Here is an 18,321-nt window from a genome sequence, read left to right as displayed (position 1 = left end):
AAATTAAAAAAACCGGAAGAGGTTCTTCCGGTCATAACTGTTATTGTTTTCGCAGATCAAAACTTCAAAGTGTCTGGCAGGTATTTGGAAGCCAGGTCTTCGTAGAATGGTCTTAGCTCTTTCACATTGGGTGGTTGAGCCGCCTTGGAGTAAAGATCGTATGGATTAAACTTGTTGACCCACTCAAACAGCTTGTGGTCGTCCTTGTTCATCAAATGCTCGTAAGCATTTTCTCTGTGCTGCGAATAGAAGCTATGATACCGCAGCATTGCCAGCCCTTCAGCAGGCAGGTAGTCTTTCATAATTTGGTAGATGTATTCATCGTGCCCCCATGAAAGGTGTACATTGTCCAGTCCGCAATTTGGTTCGTAAACGCCATACTTGGTATTAAAGCGCTCGTTGTACGTGTCGGCATTGTCTTTGAAAAACTCCGGGTATACAATCTTGTCTGAATGCTTGCAGCCCACTGGAAACGTATCACCCACCACACACCACTGAGGCTCACCAAAAAGGCAAAGCACTTTGCCCAGGTCGTGAAGAAAGCCTGTAAGCACAAACCAGTCGGGGTGCCCATCGGCACGGATGGCTTCTGAAGTTTGCAGCAGGTGCTGGGTCTGATCCAAATCCGTATCCGGGTCGGAATCATCCACCAGGGTATTCAGAAACTCTACTGCATCCCAGAGCTTCATTTCCCGCTTGTCAAATTTGAGAAACTCCTTTTCCTTCGCCATCACAAAGTCATAGGTCTGATTGATGTGGTTGACCCGGTAAAATTCCCTTACCGTGTCTCTGGCGGGGTCATCGTAGTTTCTGAATTCGTCTTTTGCTTTGGCAGGCTTTCCTTCTTCCGGATATCTTTCCAGAAGATCTTCCTCCCAAAGCTCTTCCATCTGATGCGGTGTAACGTCCTTCATGGGTGCTTAAATTTTTACTAAGATAATAATTCAAACTGAGATTCTAAACCATTTCACTGCCCCAGCCAAATGTAAATAGCGACCGTAAGCACTACCAAAAGCAGCCCAAGATGTCGGGCATACTTCCACGGGTGCATTTGTATCGACTCAATATCGGCAGGCTTAAATGTATTGGTATTTGGGTAAAAATAAGACACTCCGAACATTACCAGCATATTGAGAACGAACTCAATGCCCCATAAGTGTACAAAATGGATATCGACCTTAAACACGAAGCTGGTGAGTATATAAAAAGCCAGGCCGATAAATAGCGCTGCCTTTGCCCCCACAGCAGATACTCTGGGTAGGAACAATCCCGCTATAAGTATCGAAGCTATAGGAATAAAGAAGATACCGTTGAGTTGCTGTAGCAGTTGGTACAAGCCCTCGGGGGCTCCAGCCACCATAGGAGCCGCTGCGATAGCACACACCGCCAGAATAATGGAAGTCAACTTCCCTATCCAAACCAGCTGCTTCTCGGAAGCGTCCTTGTTTAAATGCCTTTTGTAGATACCAAGGCTAAAGATGGTAGCGGTACTGTTGAGCACACTGTTGAAAGTGCTTAACACAGCCCCCAGCACCACTGCAGCAAAGAACCCAGTCAGACCGACAGGCAACACTTTTTTGATCAGCTCAGGATAAATTAGGTCCTGGTTATCGTAAAGTGAGTCGCCGAAATAGTAAAAGCCGATCACACCTGGAAGCACAATAATGAGCGGCACAAACAGCTTTAATACTCCGGTATACAGCAACCCCTTTTGAGCTTCAGCAAGATTTTTGGCACCAAAAGCCCTTTGAATAATTGTTTGGTTCATGCTCCAGAAATACAACTGATTGATCATGAGTCCTGTAAAAAGCACTTCAAACGGCAACACAGAGTCCTTTGCTCCGATCACATTGAATTTTTCGGGAGCAGCCTTGTACACTTTGCTAAGCCCCTCAATCACATTACCATCGCCAATATCCCACAATGCAAATCCAAGCACCAGCAAGCCTCCTGCAAACAGCCCAATACCATTGATCGTGTCGGAAAAAGCCACAGCCTTTAATCCGCCAAAAATAGCATAAATAGAGCCTATCACCCCTATAATGATGACCGTCAGCCAAAGCCCCTGTCCCTGAGTAACACCCAGAGTCTCCGATACATTAAAAATGCTTTCCAGATTGATAGCACCAGTGTAAAGCACAATCGGCAACAGGGTAACTACAAACGATACAATCAGGAAAAGAGCCACCAGTGTTCTGGTGATCCGATCAAAGCGGTACTCAAGGTATTGCGGGATTGTTGTCAATCCCATTTTGAGGAACGTCGGAATAAAGTAGAGCGCACCAATGACCAGCGCTACTGCCGAAGTAACCTCCCAGGCTATGATGATGAAGCCGTTTTTGTAGGCCGACCCATTCATTCCTATCAGGTGCTCTGTAGAAATATTGGTCAACAACATGGAGCCCGCAATGACGACGCCCGTCAAACTCCGGCCACCGAGAAAATAACCATCCTGTGTGTCCAGCTTGTCTTTACGGAGCTTGTACCACGAAAAGAGGGCAACGAAACCGGTAAAAGCCAGAAATGATAAAACGGTGAGTAGCATATATGTAAAGGGTGTAGTGTAGATAGGTTCAAACGATAATATTGCCAATAACAGAAAAAATGTCCAAATTTTGGCTGTAATGAATAAAGGAGAAAGAACCCAGGTGAGAAAAGCCACGGGCCGTTATGGCCTGATGCTTTGTTGGGATTGAAAGGTGCTTGTTTTGACTGAAAGCGAGAAAAAAAGAATTTTTTGCGAATAAGTCTCGAATACTAGCTGCCCGAACATGTCGCGAAGTGAAATAATGACCACTGAAGTATTGATACATCAGGCTTTCCTGTGAGTATCACTTACTGCCAAAACGAACGGTCAAAAATGACGGCGCTGGTTAGTATAGCATCACAATTGAAAGCCATTTCCCTTACTTCAGAACCCTGGCCTTTACTCCTTGCTATGCACCAACCCGCAATAAGTCTTACCTTTGCTGATCAGAAAGTAGTGTATGAACTGGCAAATACAAATACAACTGAACGAAAAACTTTACGTTCGAAATCCAGCAACGTCCGAATTGGGAAGGAATATTCTTCAACACAGTTCCACCATGATACAAAGCATGGGCTTTGAACAGTTTACATTCAAAAAGCTGGCAAAAAATCTAAATACAACTGAATCAAGTGTATACAGATACTTTGAAAACAAACACCGCCTTTTAATCTATTTGGTGGACTTGTATTGGAGGTTGATAGAGTATCAGTTAGTCGTGAATACTACTAACATAAATGACCCTATCAAAAAGATTGATATCGTCCTTCAAGTGCTTATGCATAGAATTGAACAGGAAAAAATGGCCGATACCAAAATCGATTTGCACAACCTTCACCATCTTGTTATCAATGAAGGTTCTAAATCATACCTCACCCACCACGTTACAAAAGACAATGAGCAGCAGCTATTTAAACCCTACAAAGACTTATGTGCACTAATTGCAGAGATTTTTCTTGAGGTCAATCCTAATTACCCGTTTAGCCGATCACTTACCAGCACCGTCCTGGAAATGGCCCATCACCAATATTTCTTCATGCACCACCTACCTAGGCTTACCGACTTTGGTGACACAAGAAAAGAGCAAAAAATTATTGACTTCTTGCGCCACCTGATCATGTCCTCGCTTTTGAACAAAGAATAAAATTATTTCTGCTGAAACAATTTTTGTACGATTGCGTTTTTAAGAGTAATACTCTCAAATAAAAAAGTATTGCTGTCATGTTACCTAGGTTTTTCATCATATTGCTCTCCGTTCTGCTTTCAGCACAAAGCTTTAGTGGCTACTCAGAAGAGGTGACTGGTGAAAAATACGAACAAATTGAAGCCAGGCATGAGTCTTCCCAGGCAATAACAGCCAAAAGAAAATCTAGCGAACCTAGTCAGAAAAAACACTGTTTCGACACAAAAAAGGTATATCTACCCCGCTATTCAAGTATCCATCCCCATCAAAAAATAACTCCCCTTCATATAAGATTGAAGGTACTTCTGATTTAATCTCGCCGTTTTTCCCAATCCGGTAGTCACTGGAAGTGACATATTCAAATAGTACTTTAAATCAAAGAGTTATGAAACCCAAAAACACCTTGAAGCACAATCTCATTGTGTGGTCAATTATTGCATCCCTATTTGCAGGGCTTACCTTGATGGCTGTTAACGTTGGCCATTTCAGAGAAAAACTATATAACCAACATCAGCCTGAGCGCTCTACTGATAGCCAATTACCCAAAGGCAATTAGTACGCTAGTTTTCAGGATCGACATCGGGTCAAAAGCTTGCAGCCGGTCACAGGATAAAACCTTAAAATATGATTTCACATGAGCTGTAAAGCGTCATCCCTGTAATCCTATACGTTTCTGTCATCATATCGATTATTTCTAAAGCAAAATACTATGAAAACTGTAATAATGGCTTTCAGTACCTTTTTGTCCCTACAGATATCGACTGTAGCTGGTCAAATCCACCCAAAAAATGTAATGAGCCTCAACGAGGCACTTGAAAACTCCACGACAGTTGAGTGGCTTACGCTGAGGGATCAGGGCCTCGTCGAGTTCCCACCGCAAATCCTTTCTATGCCACATCTCAAATACATCGACTTGAGCCTTAACAACATTTCGTCAATTCCCGACGAGATTGGTTCGCTTCAGGATTTGAGGTTCATTGACCTCTCGGGCAACCGAATCGAAGCATTGCCCCATGGGTTTTCCGAATTAGCGCAGCTGAGTAATGTATATCTGGGCCACAATTGGCCCTTCGACCTTTCGCAAGGGCTTGAGGTACTATCCAAACTTCCCAACCTCCGGGTGCTTGATTTGACTGGTAACCGGATTCAACACCTGCCGTCCACAATCGGCAAGCTGAGTAACCTACGTTTCCTGGAATTGTCAAACAATCCAATTGAGCGACTTCCGGGGGAATTCTCCGGCCTGAAAAACCTACACATACTTTCAGTAACCGGGGCTGAAACATTCACATTAGAGAAAAATATGGCGGTTTTGAGTCGGTTACCAAACCTTAAAACCCTACACTTTTCAGACAGTCACTTCACTGAGTCTTTACCAAGCTCGGCTGAAATGAGACAGTTTGCGGCATTTGAGAAGCAAAGTGAGCTCTCGCTGTTCGAAAATGACTGGCAAGGTTCCACGAAAAAGCTGCGATTGACGGACAATCGGCAAAGCCATGCATTGCCTAATGACTATTTCACGCATGAATACGTACTGTCGCCGAACGTCAGCATCAATTTTTAACACAAAAACTTTACTGCAATGAAAACATCGATGCTTGAATATTTTAAGATCATACTAGGCAAGGTAAGTTTCGATCGTAAACTTCTGAGAAAAGAGTACAGGAAATCCCTGGCCAGACTAAGTAAAGGTGAGGCTAAAGAGCTCAAAGACTGGGCGAAAAACAACGGGCTTATATTGGCCCGGCAATCATAGTTAAATGCTGTAGAAACATTTTAAACATCTTTATCATGAAATCGATATCAACGTTTATCATTGTCATCGTAATATTATTTTCTTCTGGTTGCGCAATTGTAAAGCAGGGTGAAGTAGGTGTAAAACGAAAGCTTGGTCGACTAAACCAGGAGATTATTCAACCGGGTCCTGTGTTGTACAATCCGTTTGTATCTCGGGTGATAAAACTGCCGATACGCACGGTCAATATAGAAATCATGTCCAATCTACCCTCAAAGGAGGGCTTAAATGTGGCGGCAGTTATCTCAATTCTATATAGAGTCGAACCAGAAAAAACACCCGAAATACTTGAGAACATTGGTATCAACTATGAAGATGTGCTAATAGGTAGTGTTTTCCGGTCGGCAGCGGCCGACGTATGTTCTCGCTTTTTTGCGAAAGATATGCACTCGGCTCAACGAGCGGCTATTGAACGTGAAATCACAATCCAAATGGCTAAAATACTTGAGCCTCGAGGCTTCGATGTGCAAGCTGTTCTTATGAAAAATATACAGCTGCCTCAGGGGTTAGCCCGTGCTGTTGAAGAAAAACTCGAGGCTGAGCAAAATGCCCAAAGAATGGAATTCGTGCTTGATCGTGAACAGCAGGAGGCTCAGCGTAAAATGATTGAGGCGCAGGGCATTAGGGATGCTCAAAAAATAATCTCTGAGGGTTTGAACGATCAAATCATAAAATGGCAAAGCATTGAGGCTTTCAGGGAATTGGCCAAGTCGCCAAATTCAAAAATCATCATGACAAATGGTGAAGCCCCAATGTTGATCAATGGTGACAAAGAATAATAAAAAGGCATGAAATGGATCGTAATTGAAGAAAATCCAAAGCCTGACGATTACATAGCCATTATGGTGGCCAACGAGGTGGATCAATTAAATATCGAAGAAAAGGCATATTCGGTGTTCTTCACTGGAGAAGAGGCAATGAGTCGCTCCATATTACTGAAACAGAAATTCGGTGCAAAAACAACTAGAATATTTCATTGGGAAGGTCACTCGGTGGCTTTCCCAAAAACTAAAACCGGCGGACAGAAACAGAGGAGTGAGAGCTTCCGGTCGTAAATCTTTAGATTTCGACCAATCGGTTTGAAAAAAGATTAATATTCGTTAAGTAAGATTGGCCCATGTCTTTTTGACGCCATCCCTGGTGAGGTACTTTCTGAGAATGCCACCACTTACGTTATTGACATCAAATTCAATAATGAAAGCATTTTTGTCAATATTGTCTATCAAGAAGTAAGTGCTTCTGATATCAATTCTGTTGATAACCGTATGAATGATATCGCCCTGGACTTGCATTCCCCTCTTTCCAATGCCCTTCGATCCTTTATAGGCTGTCAAGCCAACTCCCACCTTATTAATGAGTGCTTCCTCGATATCACTGATTCGTTCAGACACTATCATCAAGCCAACATAATCTTCAAATCCCTCAATCGTTAGGTCAATTACCTTTCCGGTTACAAGGAAAGTTAGAATCGAATACATCGCTACTTCAGTAGAAATCAGCAAGGAGGTAATTGCAAAAAGAACGATATTAAAAAACAAAATGGTCTTTCCAATACTTACCCCCAGGCGCTCATTAACAAAAATTCCCAAAATTTCTGACCCGTCGAGCACTGCACCATTTCTAATCGTCAAACCTATGCCAGCGCCCAAAAACAAACCTCCGAATATTGCGATCAGGAGTTTATCCTCTGTAACAGAGTCAAAATTTTCAAAGTGAATAACGATTGCCAAAACGATGATTGATACAATTGATTTAATTAGTTTCCTTCGGGATAAAATGAACCAGGCCAACACCAGGAATGGCAAACTCACTACCACCAAAATCAAAGAAATATCAATGTCGTAGAGTTTGCTGAGCAAAATAGCTATGCCAGTCGCTCCGCCGTCCAGAAAACTATTTGGAAGAAGAAATCCTTTCAAACCAACACTTGCTAAAAGAATGCCTACGCCTATTTGAAAAATTTCAGAAAAAAGCTGTTTAAGTTGATTCATCTTTTTAAAAGTATGACCAAGGGTTCTTTTAATTTTCAAAATACATAATGATAAGGCAATTGGGTGTTAACCGGTTAATATTTCTATATAATTTTTAGGTTCACCTTCAAACGGGCATTTCATTTGAAACTATTACCAAGCACCCTTCATTTTGTATGCCGATACCGAGCTAAGATTATAGCACAATTTCATTCAACCTGTTTTAAACTGTGGAATGACACGATGCAATCAATTTTAATCTCTTTGTCGAAGTAATGAGCCAGCCTTATCATTGACAGCGATCACCCAAGGTATACCAAATACACAAGATAAAAATCAGAGATGTTTGCGCACACATCTCCTATTTATCAAATAAAAAGAGTTTCAACTCTCATTATTTTTTCTCAAATTGAAAGTGCAGAGCACATTGCTACCATTCTCAAACATTCAACGCTTAACTTACTTTTGTCATGGAAAAACTAGAACGCAGATCTACCCTGAAAAAGCTTTTTGCCGGTATAGCTGGCTTCGCAGGTTTTGGAGCCGTTTCATCAGCCAACGCTGCACCGGCAACACTTGAAAAGAAAGCCAATAACATCACCACCTTTCAGGACATGCCGCTGTTCTCCGGCTCCACGCAAATGGGCAACCTGGTATTTATTGCCGGCAAGGGAGCTCATTTCGAAGGCGACATCAAAGCACACACCGATCATGTGCTAAAGGAATTGGAAAAAGAACTCATCAAAGCCGGATCCTCCATGGAAAAAGTATTGAAGGTGAGCGTGTTCCTTGCGGACTTGAACGACTATAAAGCCATGAATGAGGTGTACAAAGGCAGGTTTGGTGCGAAGCCTCCAGTGAGAACCACTGTGGCAACCTATGGTGGCGTACCCGGCGACTCCCTGGTGGAGATTGATTGCATCGCTTACGTTTAAAATACTATCTATGAAGGCCCGGCGCCTTAGGGCGCCGGGCTTCCACTTCACACCCTGAATCCACTACAATGAAACGTTTCTTATCTATTATTGCCTTTTTCTTTGTCACTGCCAGCGTCGTAGCACAGCCCTACCAAATTGTCATTAAAGGGGGGCATGTCATCGACCCGAAAAACAATATCAATGAACCGATGGACGTCGCCATCCAGGACGGAAAGATTGCCAGGGTAGCCAAAACCATCGATGCTACCGGAGCCAAACAGGTGGTAGATGCGAAAGGCATGTACATCACCCCCGGGCTGATCGACATGCATGGCCACGTCTTCTTCGGCACGCAGCCTGACCATTACCTGAGCGATGGATTGGTTGCCATTATGCCGGACGGGTTCACTTTTCGGGTGGGTGTTACTACGATTGTAGATGCTGGGGGTGCGGGTTGGAAGTCGTTCCCTACATTCAAAGAGAACATCATTGATAACTCTCAAACCAGGGTACTGTCGTTTCTCAACATTGTTGGTGAGGGCATGAGAGGCGGCGTGTACGAGCAGAACCTGAATGACATGGATGCCCGCATGGCTGCCGCTGTGGCAAGGTCAAACAAGGAACATGTAGTAGGCTTTAAAGTGGCTCATTTCAATGGCCCCGAATGGACGCCGGTAGACAATGCCGTAGAAGCAGGTAATTTGGCAAAAATGCCTGTGATAGTTGATTTTGGCGGGAACAACCCTCCTCTTTCGATCGAAGACCTTTTCATGAAGCACCTAAGACCTGGCGACATTTTCACCCACACTTTTGGAGAACTCGACACTCGGGAGCCTATTGTCGATCCGGCGACCAAAAAATTGAAACCGTTTGTTTGGGATGCGCAAAAAAGAGGAATCGTGTTTGATGTGGGGTATGGCGGCATCAGCTTTTCCTATTCCCAGGCCATTCCGGCTATCAAAGCAGGTTTCTATCCTACCACCATCAGCACCGACATCCATGCGGGCAGCTTCAACAATGCCATGAAAGATCAGCTCAGTGTGATGTCGAAATTCCTACAGATGGGAATGGATTTGGAACTGGTCATCAATGCCTCTACCTGGAAGCCGGCGCAGGTTATCCAGCGTCCAGAACTGGGACACCTCACCGAGGGAGCGATTGCCGACGTGGCTATTCTGAATATGCGCAAGGGCAACTTTGGCTTCTTCGACTATCGGGGGCATAAAGAAACGGGCACACAAAAGTTTGAATGCGAAATGACGATCAAGGGAGGAAGAATCGTCTACGACTTAAATGGCATTGCTAATCCGGTGGTGCTGCCGAGATAACTACATGTAAGGCGGGTGTGGACATACCATATCGTAGGGTGTGTCTTCACACCCGCCCGACATCATTTCTGAATAGAATCCGGTGTCTGACGGCTCTTGCTCAGGGGCAATTTGCCGTGCCGACACCTACAAACAAAGCCTTAACCCGCTGCTGCCTTCTCAAGGCCCTCACGGATTCGGCCCGCAACAATTCTTTCCTGTCCGGGGCGCATCATCCAGGTGGTAATACTGACGGAGTTTTCGCCACCACCCGCAACCTCTATCGACGGGTGACCGCTTCGAAGCACATCTTTAAGGCCGTTGCCTGATATTTTTACCTTTTTTGTATCCCATGAAAGATCCAGGGTAGGGATATGATTGGCAATGGGAGGCACGTGAATTTTGATGGTGAGTCCATCAATACCCTTTACGGCGTCAGCAATCAGGTTGATCTGGCCTTCCCACAACCTCCATTCTTTTTCATGGTCTCCATTTACAAAGGCCTCCAATGCTGCCCACATACCGAGCACCTCTTCCTTATTCACTTTCATTCCCCTGCCGACAGTATTTCCTCTTGGCGGAGCGCTCAACCGGGCTGCCGCTATCAGTTCTTTTTTACCGAGTAGCAAACCTGCGCTCTGGGGGCCTCTCAGTCCTTTGCCTCCTGAAAAACAAACCAGGTCATAGCCCATTTGGGTGAACTTCCACAGATTCTCCACCGGTGGCACATCAGCCGCACAGTCGTTCATGCAGGGGATATTATTCTCCTTGCCCGTCTTCAGCCATTCTTCTGCATTGATCTGTCCATTAGGCTCATAGGCATTGATAAAAAGCATCAAAGCCGTGTTTTTATTGATGGCCTTTTTCAACTGTTCTTTGGTCTCCACCTCAATCACTTTCACTCCGCAATTGCGCACAGCGTGGGCATAACCTATATTATGAGATTTCTGAATGATCACTTCCGTTTTCATCCCTGTTCCTTCCAGGTGAGGAACCTGCTCCGCTTTTTTGGAATCCATACCGGTGAGCACTCCAGCCATCCCCAACGTCATCGCTGAAAAGGCACCCGAGGTGACCGTTGCGGCCTCGCATTTGAGCATCTGAGCAATTCTTTCGCCTACTTTATCCTGCAACTCGTCGAGCATTACATAATGCTCCGAGGCGTAGTTGTAAGCGTCTTTCATTTCATCTCTTAGCAAAGAGCCAGTCATTGCTGTATAAGTACCCGCAGCGTTGATGAAGGTACGCACGCCTAACTCAGCAAAGTAGTCCCGATAGGGAGCTACAGGTGCAGCGGCAATGGCTGATAGCGGTACACCAGCACCTATTATTCCTCCAACGAAAGGGACAGCCGACAAGCGTTTAATGAGTTTTCTTCTACTTAGCATAGGTTTGTCTTTTAAATAGGTCTCAACTAAAAACTACTGTAGTTTCAGGTAACATCACACTGCTGCCTGAAGCACTTCTTTGATTCGCCTTCCTACAATCGCCACCTGCTCGGGCAACAAAGTAACCACGGTAATGCGAAGTGCATCATCTCCGGCAGACGTCTCAATCCTGGGCTCACCAGCTCGCAGCTCTTCTACCACGTCCTTTGGCTTAATCTTTACCTTGTTCTGATCCCACTTCACCAGCAGACCAGGGAATACATTGGCCCGGCCTTTAGGCATGTGCATCTCTCCTTTCACGCCGGGCACGGTTTCTACTGTTTTGGTGATATCGGCTACACGTCCCTCCCACTCCTTCCATTCTTTTTCATGATCCTTTTCAAGATAGAGTTTCAAAGCGGCGTACATACCAAAAATTTCTTCCTTGTTGACTTTCATCGAACGACCAATAGGGCTTTCATGTGGTGAGAAGTTGAGCTTAGCCGCCTCAATCAGGTCTTTGCGTCCGAACAGCAGCCCGGCACTTTGAGGGCCACGAATCATTTTTCCTCCGGAGAAGGTGACCATGTCAAATCCCATTTTTTGATACTTGAAAAGATTCTCCACAGGTGGCACATCCGCTGCTGCATCTATAAAAGAAGGAATATTATGACGTTTGGAGATGGCTACAAAATCCTCGTGATTGATACTATCTTCAATGCCATACCAATCGACGGCGCCGTTGAAGAAAAGTGTCATGACTGTGCGCTCATTGAAGGCCGCCTCCATTTCCGCAGCATTTTCTACTTCTATCAACTTCACTCCGGCAGTACGTACGGCCTGATCAAACACATAACGATGCTTTTTCTGAATAATCACTTCCGGTTTAGGGCCAGGCAGGTTAGGGATTTGTTTGATTTTATCCATATCCATTCCAGTAATGGCAGCAGCGGTTCCTATCGTTAGGGCACAAGCAGCGCCGGAAGTAACCATAGCCGCTTCACATTCCAGCATCTCTGCAATGCGCTCCCCCACCTTGTCAGTCAGCTCATGCATGTTCGCAAAATCTGTTGCCGTTGCATTAATGGCAGCCACCACCTCTGGCTCCATCAAAGAACCGGACAGAAAGGTCATGGTACCACGGGCATTGATCAGGGGGCGTATTCCCAGCTCTTTGAATAAATTTTGAGCGGCTGTTGGCGCAGCCGGTGAAGCAGCAGCGGATTGGATAGAAATACCGCTTCCCACAATGCCTCCTATAAAAGGGAGGCTGGCCAAGCGTTTAACAAGTTTTCTTCTGCTTAACATGATCTGATTGTTATAATGAACGTCTTATTTTCTCTACATCTTCTGCCGACACCTCGCTGGCAGTATTTCCAAAGCTTTGCCGGATATAGGTGAGCACCCCGGCCACCTCCTCATCACTCAAAAAGCTGTGTTGTGGCATCACATTATTGTATTCTTCTCCATTCACAGTAATGCTGCCCTCCATGCCGTTGAGCACAATGCTGATCAGCAAGCCCTTGTCGCCAACCACCCAGGGCGCCCCAGCCAATGGAGGAAACCGGCCCGAAGCACCCTTGCCATTATTCTGATGGCAAGAGCCGCAGTAGGTCAGGTAAGTCTTCTCCCCTGCCACTTTCACTCCTTTTTCCAGGTTGTCTTCTATTTCATCGGGCGTTCTGATATTCGATGCATTCTTCCGCTCCTCCATTTTGGCTAGCTGCTCTGTACCAAACCCACCTTTGTCTCCTTTATACATCACCCGCCAGATTTTCCCTTTTTCTGTGTCAGAGAAATAGAGTGAGCCGTCAGGCCCCATGGCGATGCCCATAGGTCTGTAGTGCGCATCGCTCACATTGACAACAGGATCGACACCGGCGAAGCCATCGGCAAACACTTCCCAATCGCCGGAGGGCTGGCCGTTTTTAAAAGGCACAAAGCCAATGAAGTAGCCCGCCTGCGGATAAGGTGCCCGGTTGGTAGAACCATGAAAAGCGATAAATGCCCCATTTTTGTAATGTTCTGGGAATTGATCGCCTGTGTAGAAAAACAGATCGTTGGGCGCCCAGTGACCTGGAAAGCCCATCAAAGGCATTTCAAAGTCAGCACAGCGACCAATGCTATCGCCGTCGCCACCATATTCGGGGCCCAGGACTTTTTTAGCCTTGATTTGATCGTAGTAGCAATAAGGCCAACCGGCATTCGTGCCTTCTGTCACCCGTAAAAACTCTTCGGCGGGCAGCATGGCGCTTTCCCATGGACTGTATTTCTGCGCCCAAAGTCGGAGCAAATCGTCCCTGCCATGCATCACCACGTAAAGATGATTGTCCTCAGTATTCCAGTCCATGGCTACAACGCTTCGGATACCTGTGGCGAACATGCTGCCATCTTTCTGAGTCTGGTTTTGCTTGTTAGCATCAAACTTCCAGATGCCCCCATGATCCTCCAGTTGCGGGCACGGATCCATCCCTGGCATATTGGGCGTCCGTTTTACAGGCATGCAGGCATTCGAAGGCGTGCCAAATGGGACATACATATTTCCCTTATCATCAAATGAGACCACTTTGGCGATGTGCTCATGGCTGCCATGCTCGTGATCGTCGATTAAAATCGTTTCAAGCTCAGTATCCGGAACGAGTTTACCGGGCACCAACTTCTGGCGGTACACTGCGAGCTGAGCGCCATAGTACAAATAGCCATTATAGATTCTCATGGCTGCTCCGTAGCTACCGTCGTTTTTATAGTTTCCAAATACCTGCAGCTCGTCTGCCTTGCCATCGCCGTCGTTATCCCGAAGCGCCATATTGCCTCCCTCCTCTTGTGGAAAGCGGAGCTTCACGTAGATATCGCCATTGTCGTTCACGGCCATGTGGCGGGTTCTGCCCTTCAAACTGTCGACCACCACCACTGCCTCAAAGCCGCCGGGGAGAACAAGCCCTCCATTGCCGGGGTCGCCGGGCGGCAGCTGCGGGCGACTGTCGCACGACATCGAGACAATGACTGTAACAGCCCAGGCCGATCGGCTGATAAAAGTGATTAATGGATGAAACCATCCAGGTTGAGGCGACAAGCACAGTTTTGCCATACTAGTTCAGGTAGAGTGTTTGTTCAATATAGTAAAAAACATTCTAAAATGATCTTGTGTGCGGACACAATTATAGGAGCGGCAATAAAAGAAATCTAATTAAAGGGCGTTATCGGACTAGTGCAACCTTAAGGCTCTGAGCTTATGGATGTGTTAATTTCTCGAAGTGGTATTGGCAAAAAAAGGAAAATGTAAAAAGAACATATAAACGAAGGATTGGGCCTCTCAAATTTTTCGTTCACCTCCACCCTGATATCTCTTGAATTGCGAGGAAATCCTCTCAGCTATTTTGGCCATTTGCTAGTCAGAAAACACCCAAAACCACCTCTTTCAAAATCATAGCTATAATCCACTTCAATTGTAACTATAATTCATCTCAAACATAGCTATGTTTCGACCCAAAGATGGCTATGTTTGGAATGAATTATAGCTATGTTTAGGGTAAAAGATAGCTATCTTTTTGAGGAAGCGTATTGCCTCCCATTGCTCATCCCTCAGCACCTGGTAAACTACTCCTGGACAACCCCAAATCCACGGAAACACAACACCTCTTCTACCCCCAACCCCGACCAACGATTGCTCATTAAACTACCTCGTCACCACATTGCCATCACAAAGGCAAAAGTGACAAAAATTTGCCTCCCATAAGACCTAGGTCATATCAATTGTGAAAGAGAATGAGAACCTTTAGTCAAGCAAATTCAATGACTAAAAAACCAATATTATGAGCACTACAGTAAAAGAATCAGCAAAGGGCTCCACACAAAATACCGGTAAAGATTTTTGGAGTGAGCAATATGTAATGGCTGAGCGCTGGCAATCCGACCTGAAGTTCGACAAGGATGAATTGCGGTTCCTTAAGAAACTAATTGACAAATATTTCTTGTGGCTGATTGACGAAAAGCACCTAGAAACCACACAACAAGTGGCTAACAGGCTCTCCCATTTTGAGAAAAATATACTAGCAACGGAATCGAAAGTAGCTAGGCACATGCATCATTTGGCAGCGCTTATCGAAAACCCTTCGCTTCCTAATGTATCGGCCTGTGAAAACGAGCATAACACGCTTAAAAAGGCTTTGGCAGACCTACAGATTGAGTTACGGGCTGTGAAAAAGGAAATCTTTCGGCTGGCAGAACATGTAATGGATTCTAACAAAGCCAGGCGACTTCTTGAGTCGGCCGGCTAAACTTCAACTACCCGCAAAACATGATGGTGATTATAGCAGGCTTACCCGGCTCGGGCAAAACTTACCTGGCAACACGGCTTGCAGCCAGGCTGGGTGCAGTGCACATTAGCAGTGATCGGGTAAGAAAAACTATGGGGGCATTGGGGAAATATTCTCCCAAAGAGAAACTCAACGTTTACAGTGAAATGATCAAGCTGACAGAAAAAGCGCTCCGCAATGGGGAAACGGTATTGGTAGACGCAACTTTTTATCAGCAGAAGATGCGGGATTCGTTCGCAAAACTAGCGACTGAACTTGCTACTCCGGTGGCTGTTATAGAGGTGTGGGCCAACGAAAAACTGGCTAGGCAACGAGTGAGCAAGCACCGTGAGGACAGCGAGGCCGGTGTTGAAACTTATGAAAGGATAAAGGCCGCATTTGATGAAATAACACAACCCCACCTCCGGCTCGAATCGTTAGACACTAATATTGATTCAATGCTCAGTAAGTCAATAGAATACATAAACAGCGTGAATGAAACAGGCTGAAATACTTGAGCTAGCCACCCATGGCACCTACCAGGGTGAGCCTGTAAAGGGCAAAATTGAAGAAACTCACATCTCGTGGGTCATCCTTAGCAGGAAGCATGTATTCAAAATTAAAAAGCCTCTGAAGCTCTCTTTCCTTGATTTCTCTACCCTGACAAAAAGAAAACACTTCTGCGAAAGAGAAATCAAATTAAACGAGCAGTACACCGACATCTATTTATCGACCCTACCCATCCGGTTTCAAAAAAACTCCTGGTACATAGGTGGAGAGAAGGGAAAGCTTGTCGATTACGCCGTGCTCATGAAGCGCATGGCCAGTACCAAACGGATGGACAAGGTACTGCTGGGATCAGGTGCGACGGAGAACAACATCAGGGCACTAGCAAAAGTAATTGCCTCTTTCCATCAAAAAGCCAGAAAAATACGCAGCCCTTTCAGCCTCCCTGTGGCTATCGGGTTGTTCAACGACATTGTCAAGGCAAAACCGTTCGTCGTGCAGAAACTGGGACAGGAGCATACCAACACACTCACAAAGTCAATTGAATGGAGCAATGACTTTCTTGAGGCACACAAAAAGAGAATGCAGCGACGTATCGCCCATGGTTTTAAACGGGATGTGCACGGTGACCTGCACAGCGGCAACATTTTTCTCTACAAAAAGCCAGTGCTGTTCGACTGCATAGAATTCAACGATGCGTTCAGGCAAATTGATCTGCTGTATGAAATAGCGTTTCTATGCATGGACCTTGAGTCCTTCGGAGAAAAGCGCCTTGCAGACAGCTTTCTCGCTGAATACAATCGCCTTTTCCCCTGCATTGAGGTCAAGGAGGACGAGCATATTTTCAACTACTTCAAGTGCCTGAGAGCGAACGTCAGGGCCAAGGTGAACCTGATGAGTGCGACGCAGGCCGACGATGATCAGGAGCTGGCACATCACCTTGCCGAAGCAGAAAAATACTTCAAGCTGATGAACCACTACATGGCTGCGGGGTCTTCGTGCCCCTAATAAGGTCAGCAATTCAATGAGATAAATCTCATATTCTGTCGATGACATTGGTCATCGACTGGGATAAGTCTCAGGTTTACCTTAGGTGTGATTAATAAATCAACAAAATTATGACAACTGGAAAAGCACTTTTGGGCGTGGTGGCCGGGATGGCCGCTGGTGCCTTATTGGGAGTACTTTTTGCCCCCCAAAAAGGAGCAAGAACAAGGAGGGATATTGTTGAAAAGGGTGAAGACCTGGCCGAGGCCCTCAACGAAACTGTTGAGAAAAAATTCAATGAGCTGATGGGCTCGTTTACCGGCAAAATAATGAAGGGAAAGTTGGTGAACGATATGTCAAAGGCTGAAGCTGCAAACTAATGCAGGCTTATGCTTTTATCTGAAAAGCCAACAGACTTCAAAGCTCTGCTTGTTACGAGCAGTGCGTTTGATTCGGGCGGGGTCATCCCCGCACGGTTCACCTGCGATGGTGAGAACATTAACCCACCTCTCCACATACAGGAGATACCCTGGGAGGCTAAAAGCCTGGTGCTGATGGTAGAAGACCCGGATGCACCAGGCAAAACGTGGCTCCACTGGCTGGTATGGAACATACCCATTACGCATCAAATTGAGGAAAACTCAGTGCCTGGCATGGAGGGAACCAACGACTTCAAAAAAAGCACAGCTTATGGTGGGCCCTGTCCGCCTTCCGGAACGCATCGGTATTTTTTTAAGGTTTATGCATTGGACATCCTGCCTGACCTTGTTCACAGCCCATCCAAAATTCAGGTGGAAGAAGCTATGCGAGACCATATTATAGCCTATGGCGAACTCATGGGGACTTACAAAAGAACACAGCCCTAAAACCTGCTTTCATTTCTCCATGTACGACTAACTCCGGAGAAAGCTTTTGGCGATTTTCCCCGGAGCAATTGTCGTCTTCTTCTACGGCTGCCCTCCGATAGGCCGCCTACTGAAACTCAACCACATCGGCCACCACCACAGCGGTCACTTTTGTGTAAAAGAATACATTCAACGATTCCGAGTCATACCTGACATTGACAAGGGCCAGTTTTCTGTTTGTTACCGGGCCGTTAGCAGCTTCGAAGTTGTCCCAGAGCTGCTTCATGGCATTTTTGTATAGCAGTCGGTCGTTGCCCAAGGGTATCAGGGCAAGCTGACTAGCAGCCATTCCAAACCCGTAACTCACGCCAAACACCCCTTTATTGGATGCCTCACCAGAAACATTTGTGGCCACTATTCGGAAGTTGGGGCTGCTTAACTCTACATTGGTGAGGTGGCCTGAGGTGGTAACTCCGGTAGAAGCACATCCTCCCAGCATTAGCGCAATAATCGTTGCCATTGCAAGAATTGAATTTGACTTTTTCATAGCTTTTCTGATTTCCGCCCAAGGAATTACTTTTCTGGAAAAGCTACCATGACGGTCGTCACCACCTTCTGATG

19 protein-coding genes are annotated in these 18,321 nt (G+C 45.7%); 12 read left to right on the top strand and 7 right to left on the bottom strand.

Going from position 1 to position 18,321, the window contains the following annotated elements:
- Positions 1 to 56: 56 nt before the first annotated feature.
- A complete protein-coding gene (locus tag RIG68_RS20975) occupies positions 57 to 914 on the bottom strand; it encodes an inositol oxygenase family protein (protein ID WP_350126807.1) in 858 nt (285 codons plus the stop codon).
- 53 nt (positions 915 to 967) lie between these two features.
- Positions 968 to 2,545, bottom strand: a complete 1,578-nt coding sequence (locus RIG68_RS20970; RefSeq protein ID WP_350126804.1) for a solute:sodium symporter family transporter — start codon at positions 2,543 to 2,545, stop codon at positions 968 to 970.
- A 541-nt stretch (positions 2,546 to 3,086) separates the two neighbouring features.
- On the opposite strand from RIG68_RS20970, the gene RIG68_RS20965 reads away from it, so the two are divergent.
- The 5 genes from RIG68_RS20965 (at position 3,087) to RIG68_RS20945 (ending at position 6,560) form a co-directional block, all read left to right on the top strand.
- On the top strand, positions 3,087 to 3,671 hold the full coding sequence (locus RIG68_RS20965; protein ID WP_350126801.1) for a TetR/AcrR family transcriptional regulator: 585 nt from the start codon (positions 3,087 to 3,089) through the stop codon (positions 3,669 to 3,671).
- 748 nt (positions 3,672 to 4,419) lie between these two features.
- Entirely contained in the window at positions 4,420 to 5,274 is an 855-nt protein-coding gene (locus tag RIG68_RS20960; RefSeq protein ID WP_350126798.1) for a leucine-rich repeat domain-containing protein, read from the top strand.
- An 18-nt stretch (positions 5,275 to 5,292) separates the two neighbouring features.
- A complete protein-coding gene (locus tag RIG68_RS20955; RefSeq protein ID WP_350126795.1) occupies positions 5,293 to 5,466 on the top strand; it encodes a hypothetical protein in 174 nt (57 codons plus the stop codon).
- Positions 5,467 to 5,501: 35 nt separating this feature from the next.
- On the top strand, positions 5,502 to 6,284 hold the full coding sequence (locus RIG68_RS20950) for a prohibitin family protein (protein ID WP_350126792.1): 783 nt from the start codon (positions 5,502 to 5,504) through the stop codon (positions 6,282 to 6,284).
- 9 nt (positions 6,285 to 6,293) lie between these two features.
- A complete protein-coding gene (locus RIG68_RS20945) occupies positions 6,294 to 6,560 on the top strand; it encodes a hypothetical protein (protein WP_350126789.1) in 267 nt (88 codons plus the stop codon).
- A gap of 45 nt (positions 6,561 to 6,605) precedes the next feature.
- Here the strand turns inward: RIG68_RS20945 and RIG68_RS20940 are convergent, their stop codons facing one another.
- A complete protein-coding gene (locus RIG68_RS20940) occupies positions 6,606 to 7,496 on the bottom strand; it encodes a YitT family protein (RefSeq protein WP_350126786.1) in 891 nt (296 codons plus the stop codon).
- A gap of 449 nt (positions 7,497 to 7,945) precedes the next feature.
- Here RIG68_RS20940 and RIG68_RS20935 point away from each other — a divergent pair, with 449 nt between their 5' ends.
- Positions 7,946 to 8,410, top strand: a complete 465-nt coding sequence (locus tag RIG68_RS20935; protein ID WP_317491135.1) for a RidA family protein — start codon at positions 7,946 to 7,948, stop codon at positions 8,408 to 8,410.
- Positions 8,411 to 8,478: 68 nt separating this feature from the next.
- Complete coding sequence (locus tag RIG68_RS20930; RefSeq protein ID WP_350126783.1) at positions 8,479 to 9,720, top strand: amidohydrolase/deacetylase family metallohydrolase; 1,242 nt, start codon at positions 8,479 to 8,481, stop codon at positions 9,718 to 9,720.
- Between the two features lie 140 nt (positions 9,721 to 9,860).
- On the opposite strand, the gene RIG68_RS20925 is transcribed toward RIG68_RS20930, so the two are convergent.
- From RIG68_RS20925 to RIG68_RS20915, 3 genes are read right to left on the bottom strand one after another with little or no spacing between them, the layout of a single operon-like run.
- Positions 9,861 to 11,087, bottom strand: coding sequence for a selenocysteine synthase (locus RIG68_RS20925; protein WP_350126780.1), 1,227 nt, complete (start codon positions 11,085 to 11,087; stop codon positions 9,861 to 9,863).
- Positions 11,088 to 11,141: 54 nt separating this feature from the next.
- Positions 11,142 to 12,374, bottom strand: a complete 1,233-nt coding sequence (locus RIG68_RS20920; protein ID WP_350126777.1) for an aminotransferase class V-fold PLP-dependent enzyme — start codon at positions 12,372 to 12,374, stop codon at positions 11,142 to 11,144.
- Between the two features lie 10 nt (positions 12,375 to 12,384).
- Positions 12,385 to 14,154, bottom strand: a complete 1,770-nt coding sequence (locus tag RIG68_RS20915) for a PQQ-dependent sugar dehydrogenase (RefSeq protein ID WP_502880673.1) — start codon at positions 14,152 to 14,154, stop codon at positions 12,385 to 12,387.
- Between the two features lie 724 nt (positions 14,155 to 14,878).
- Here RIG68_RS20915 and RIG68_RS20910 point away from each other — a divergent pair.
- From RIG68_RS20910 to RIG68_RS20890, 5 genes are all read left to right on the top strand, one after another.
- A complete protein-coding gene (locus tag RIG68_RS20910) occupies positions 14,879 to 15,343 on the top strand; it encodes a hypothetical protein (protein WP_350126774.1) in 465 nt (154 codons plus the stop codon).
- Positions 15,344 to 15,363: 20 nt separating this feature from the next.
- A complete protein-coding gene (locus tag RIG68_RS20905) occupies positions 15,364 to 15,870 on the top strand; it encodes a P-loop nucleotide/nucleoside kinase family protein (RefSeq protein WP_350126771.1) in 507 nt (168 codons plus the stop codon).
- Positions 15,857 to 16,876, top strand: coding sequence for a phosphotransferase (locus RIG68_RS20900; RefSeq protein WP_350126768.1), 1,020 nt, complete (start codon positions 15,857 to 15,859; stop codon positions 16,874 to 16,876). Before RIG68_RS20905 ends, RIG68_RS20900 begins: the two co-directional genes overlap by 14 nt.
- A 110-nt stretch (positions 16,877 to 16,986) precedes the next feature.
- Entirely contained in the window at positions 16,987 to 17,235 is a 249-nt protein-coding gene (locus tag RIG68_RS20895) for a YtxH domain-containing protein (protein WP_350126765.1), read from the top strand.
- Positions 17,236 to 17,244: 9 nt separating this feature from the next.
- Positions 17,245 to 17,721, top strand: coding sequence for a YbhB/YbcL family Raf kinase inhibitor-like protein (locus tag RIG68_RS20890; RefSeq protein WP_350126762.1), 477 nt, complete (start codon positions 17,245 to 17,247; stop codon positions 17,719 to 17,721).
- Positions 17,722 to 17,827: 106 nt separating this feature from the next.
- Here RIG68_RS20890 and RIG68_RS20885 read toward each other — a convergent pair whose 3' ends face one another.
- On the bottom strand, positions 17,828 to 18,247 hold the full coding sequence (locus tag RIG68_RS20885) for a DUF6567 family protein (protein WP_350126759.1): 420 nt from the start codon (positions 18,245 to 18,247) through the stop codon (positions 17,828 to 17,830).
- Between the last annotated feature and the right edge of the window lie 74 nt (positions 18,248 to 18,321).

Source organism: Imperialibacter sp. (assembly GCF_040222385.1).
Classification (GTDB): domain Bacteria; phylum Bacteroidota; class Bacteroidia; order Cytophagales; family Cyclobacteriaceae; genus Imperialibacter.
This window is presented reverse-complemented; position numbering and strand designations above follow the sequence as displayed.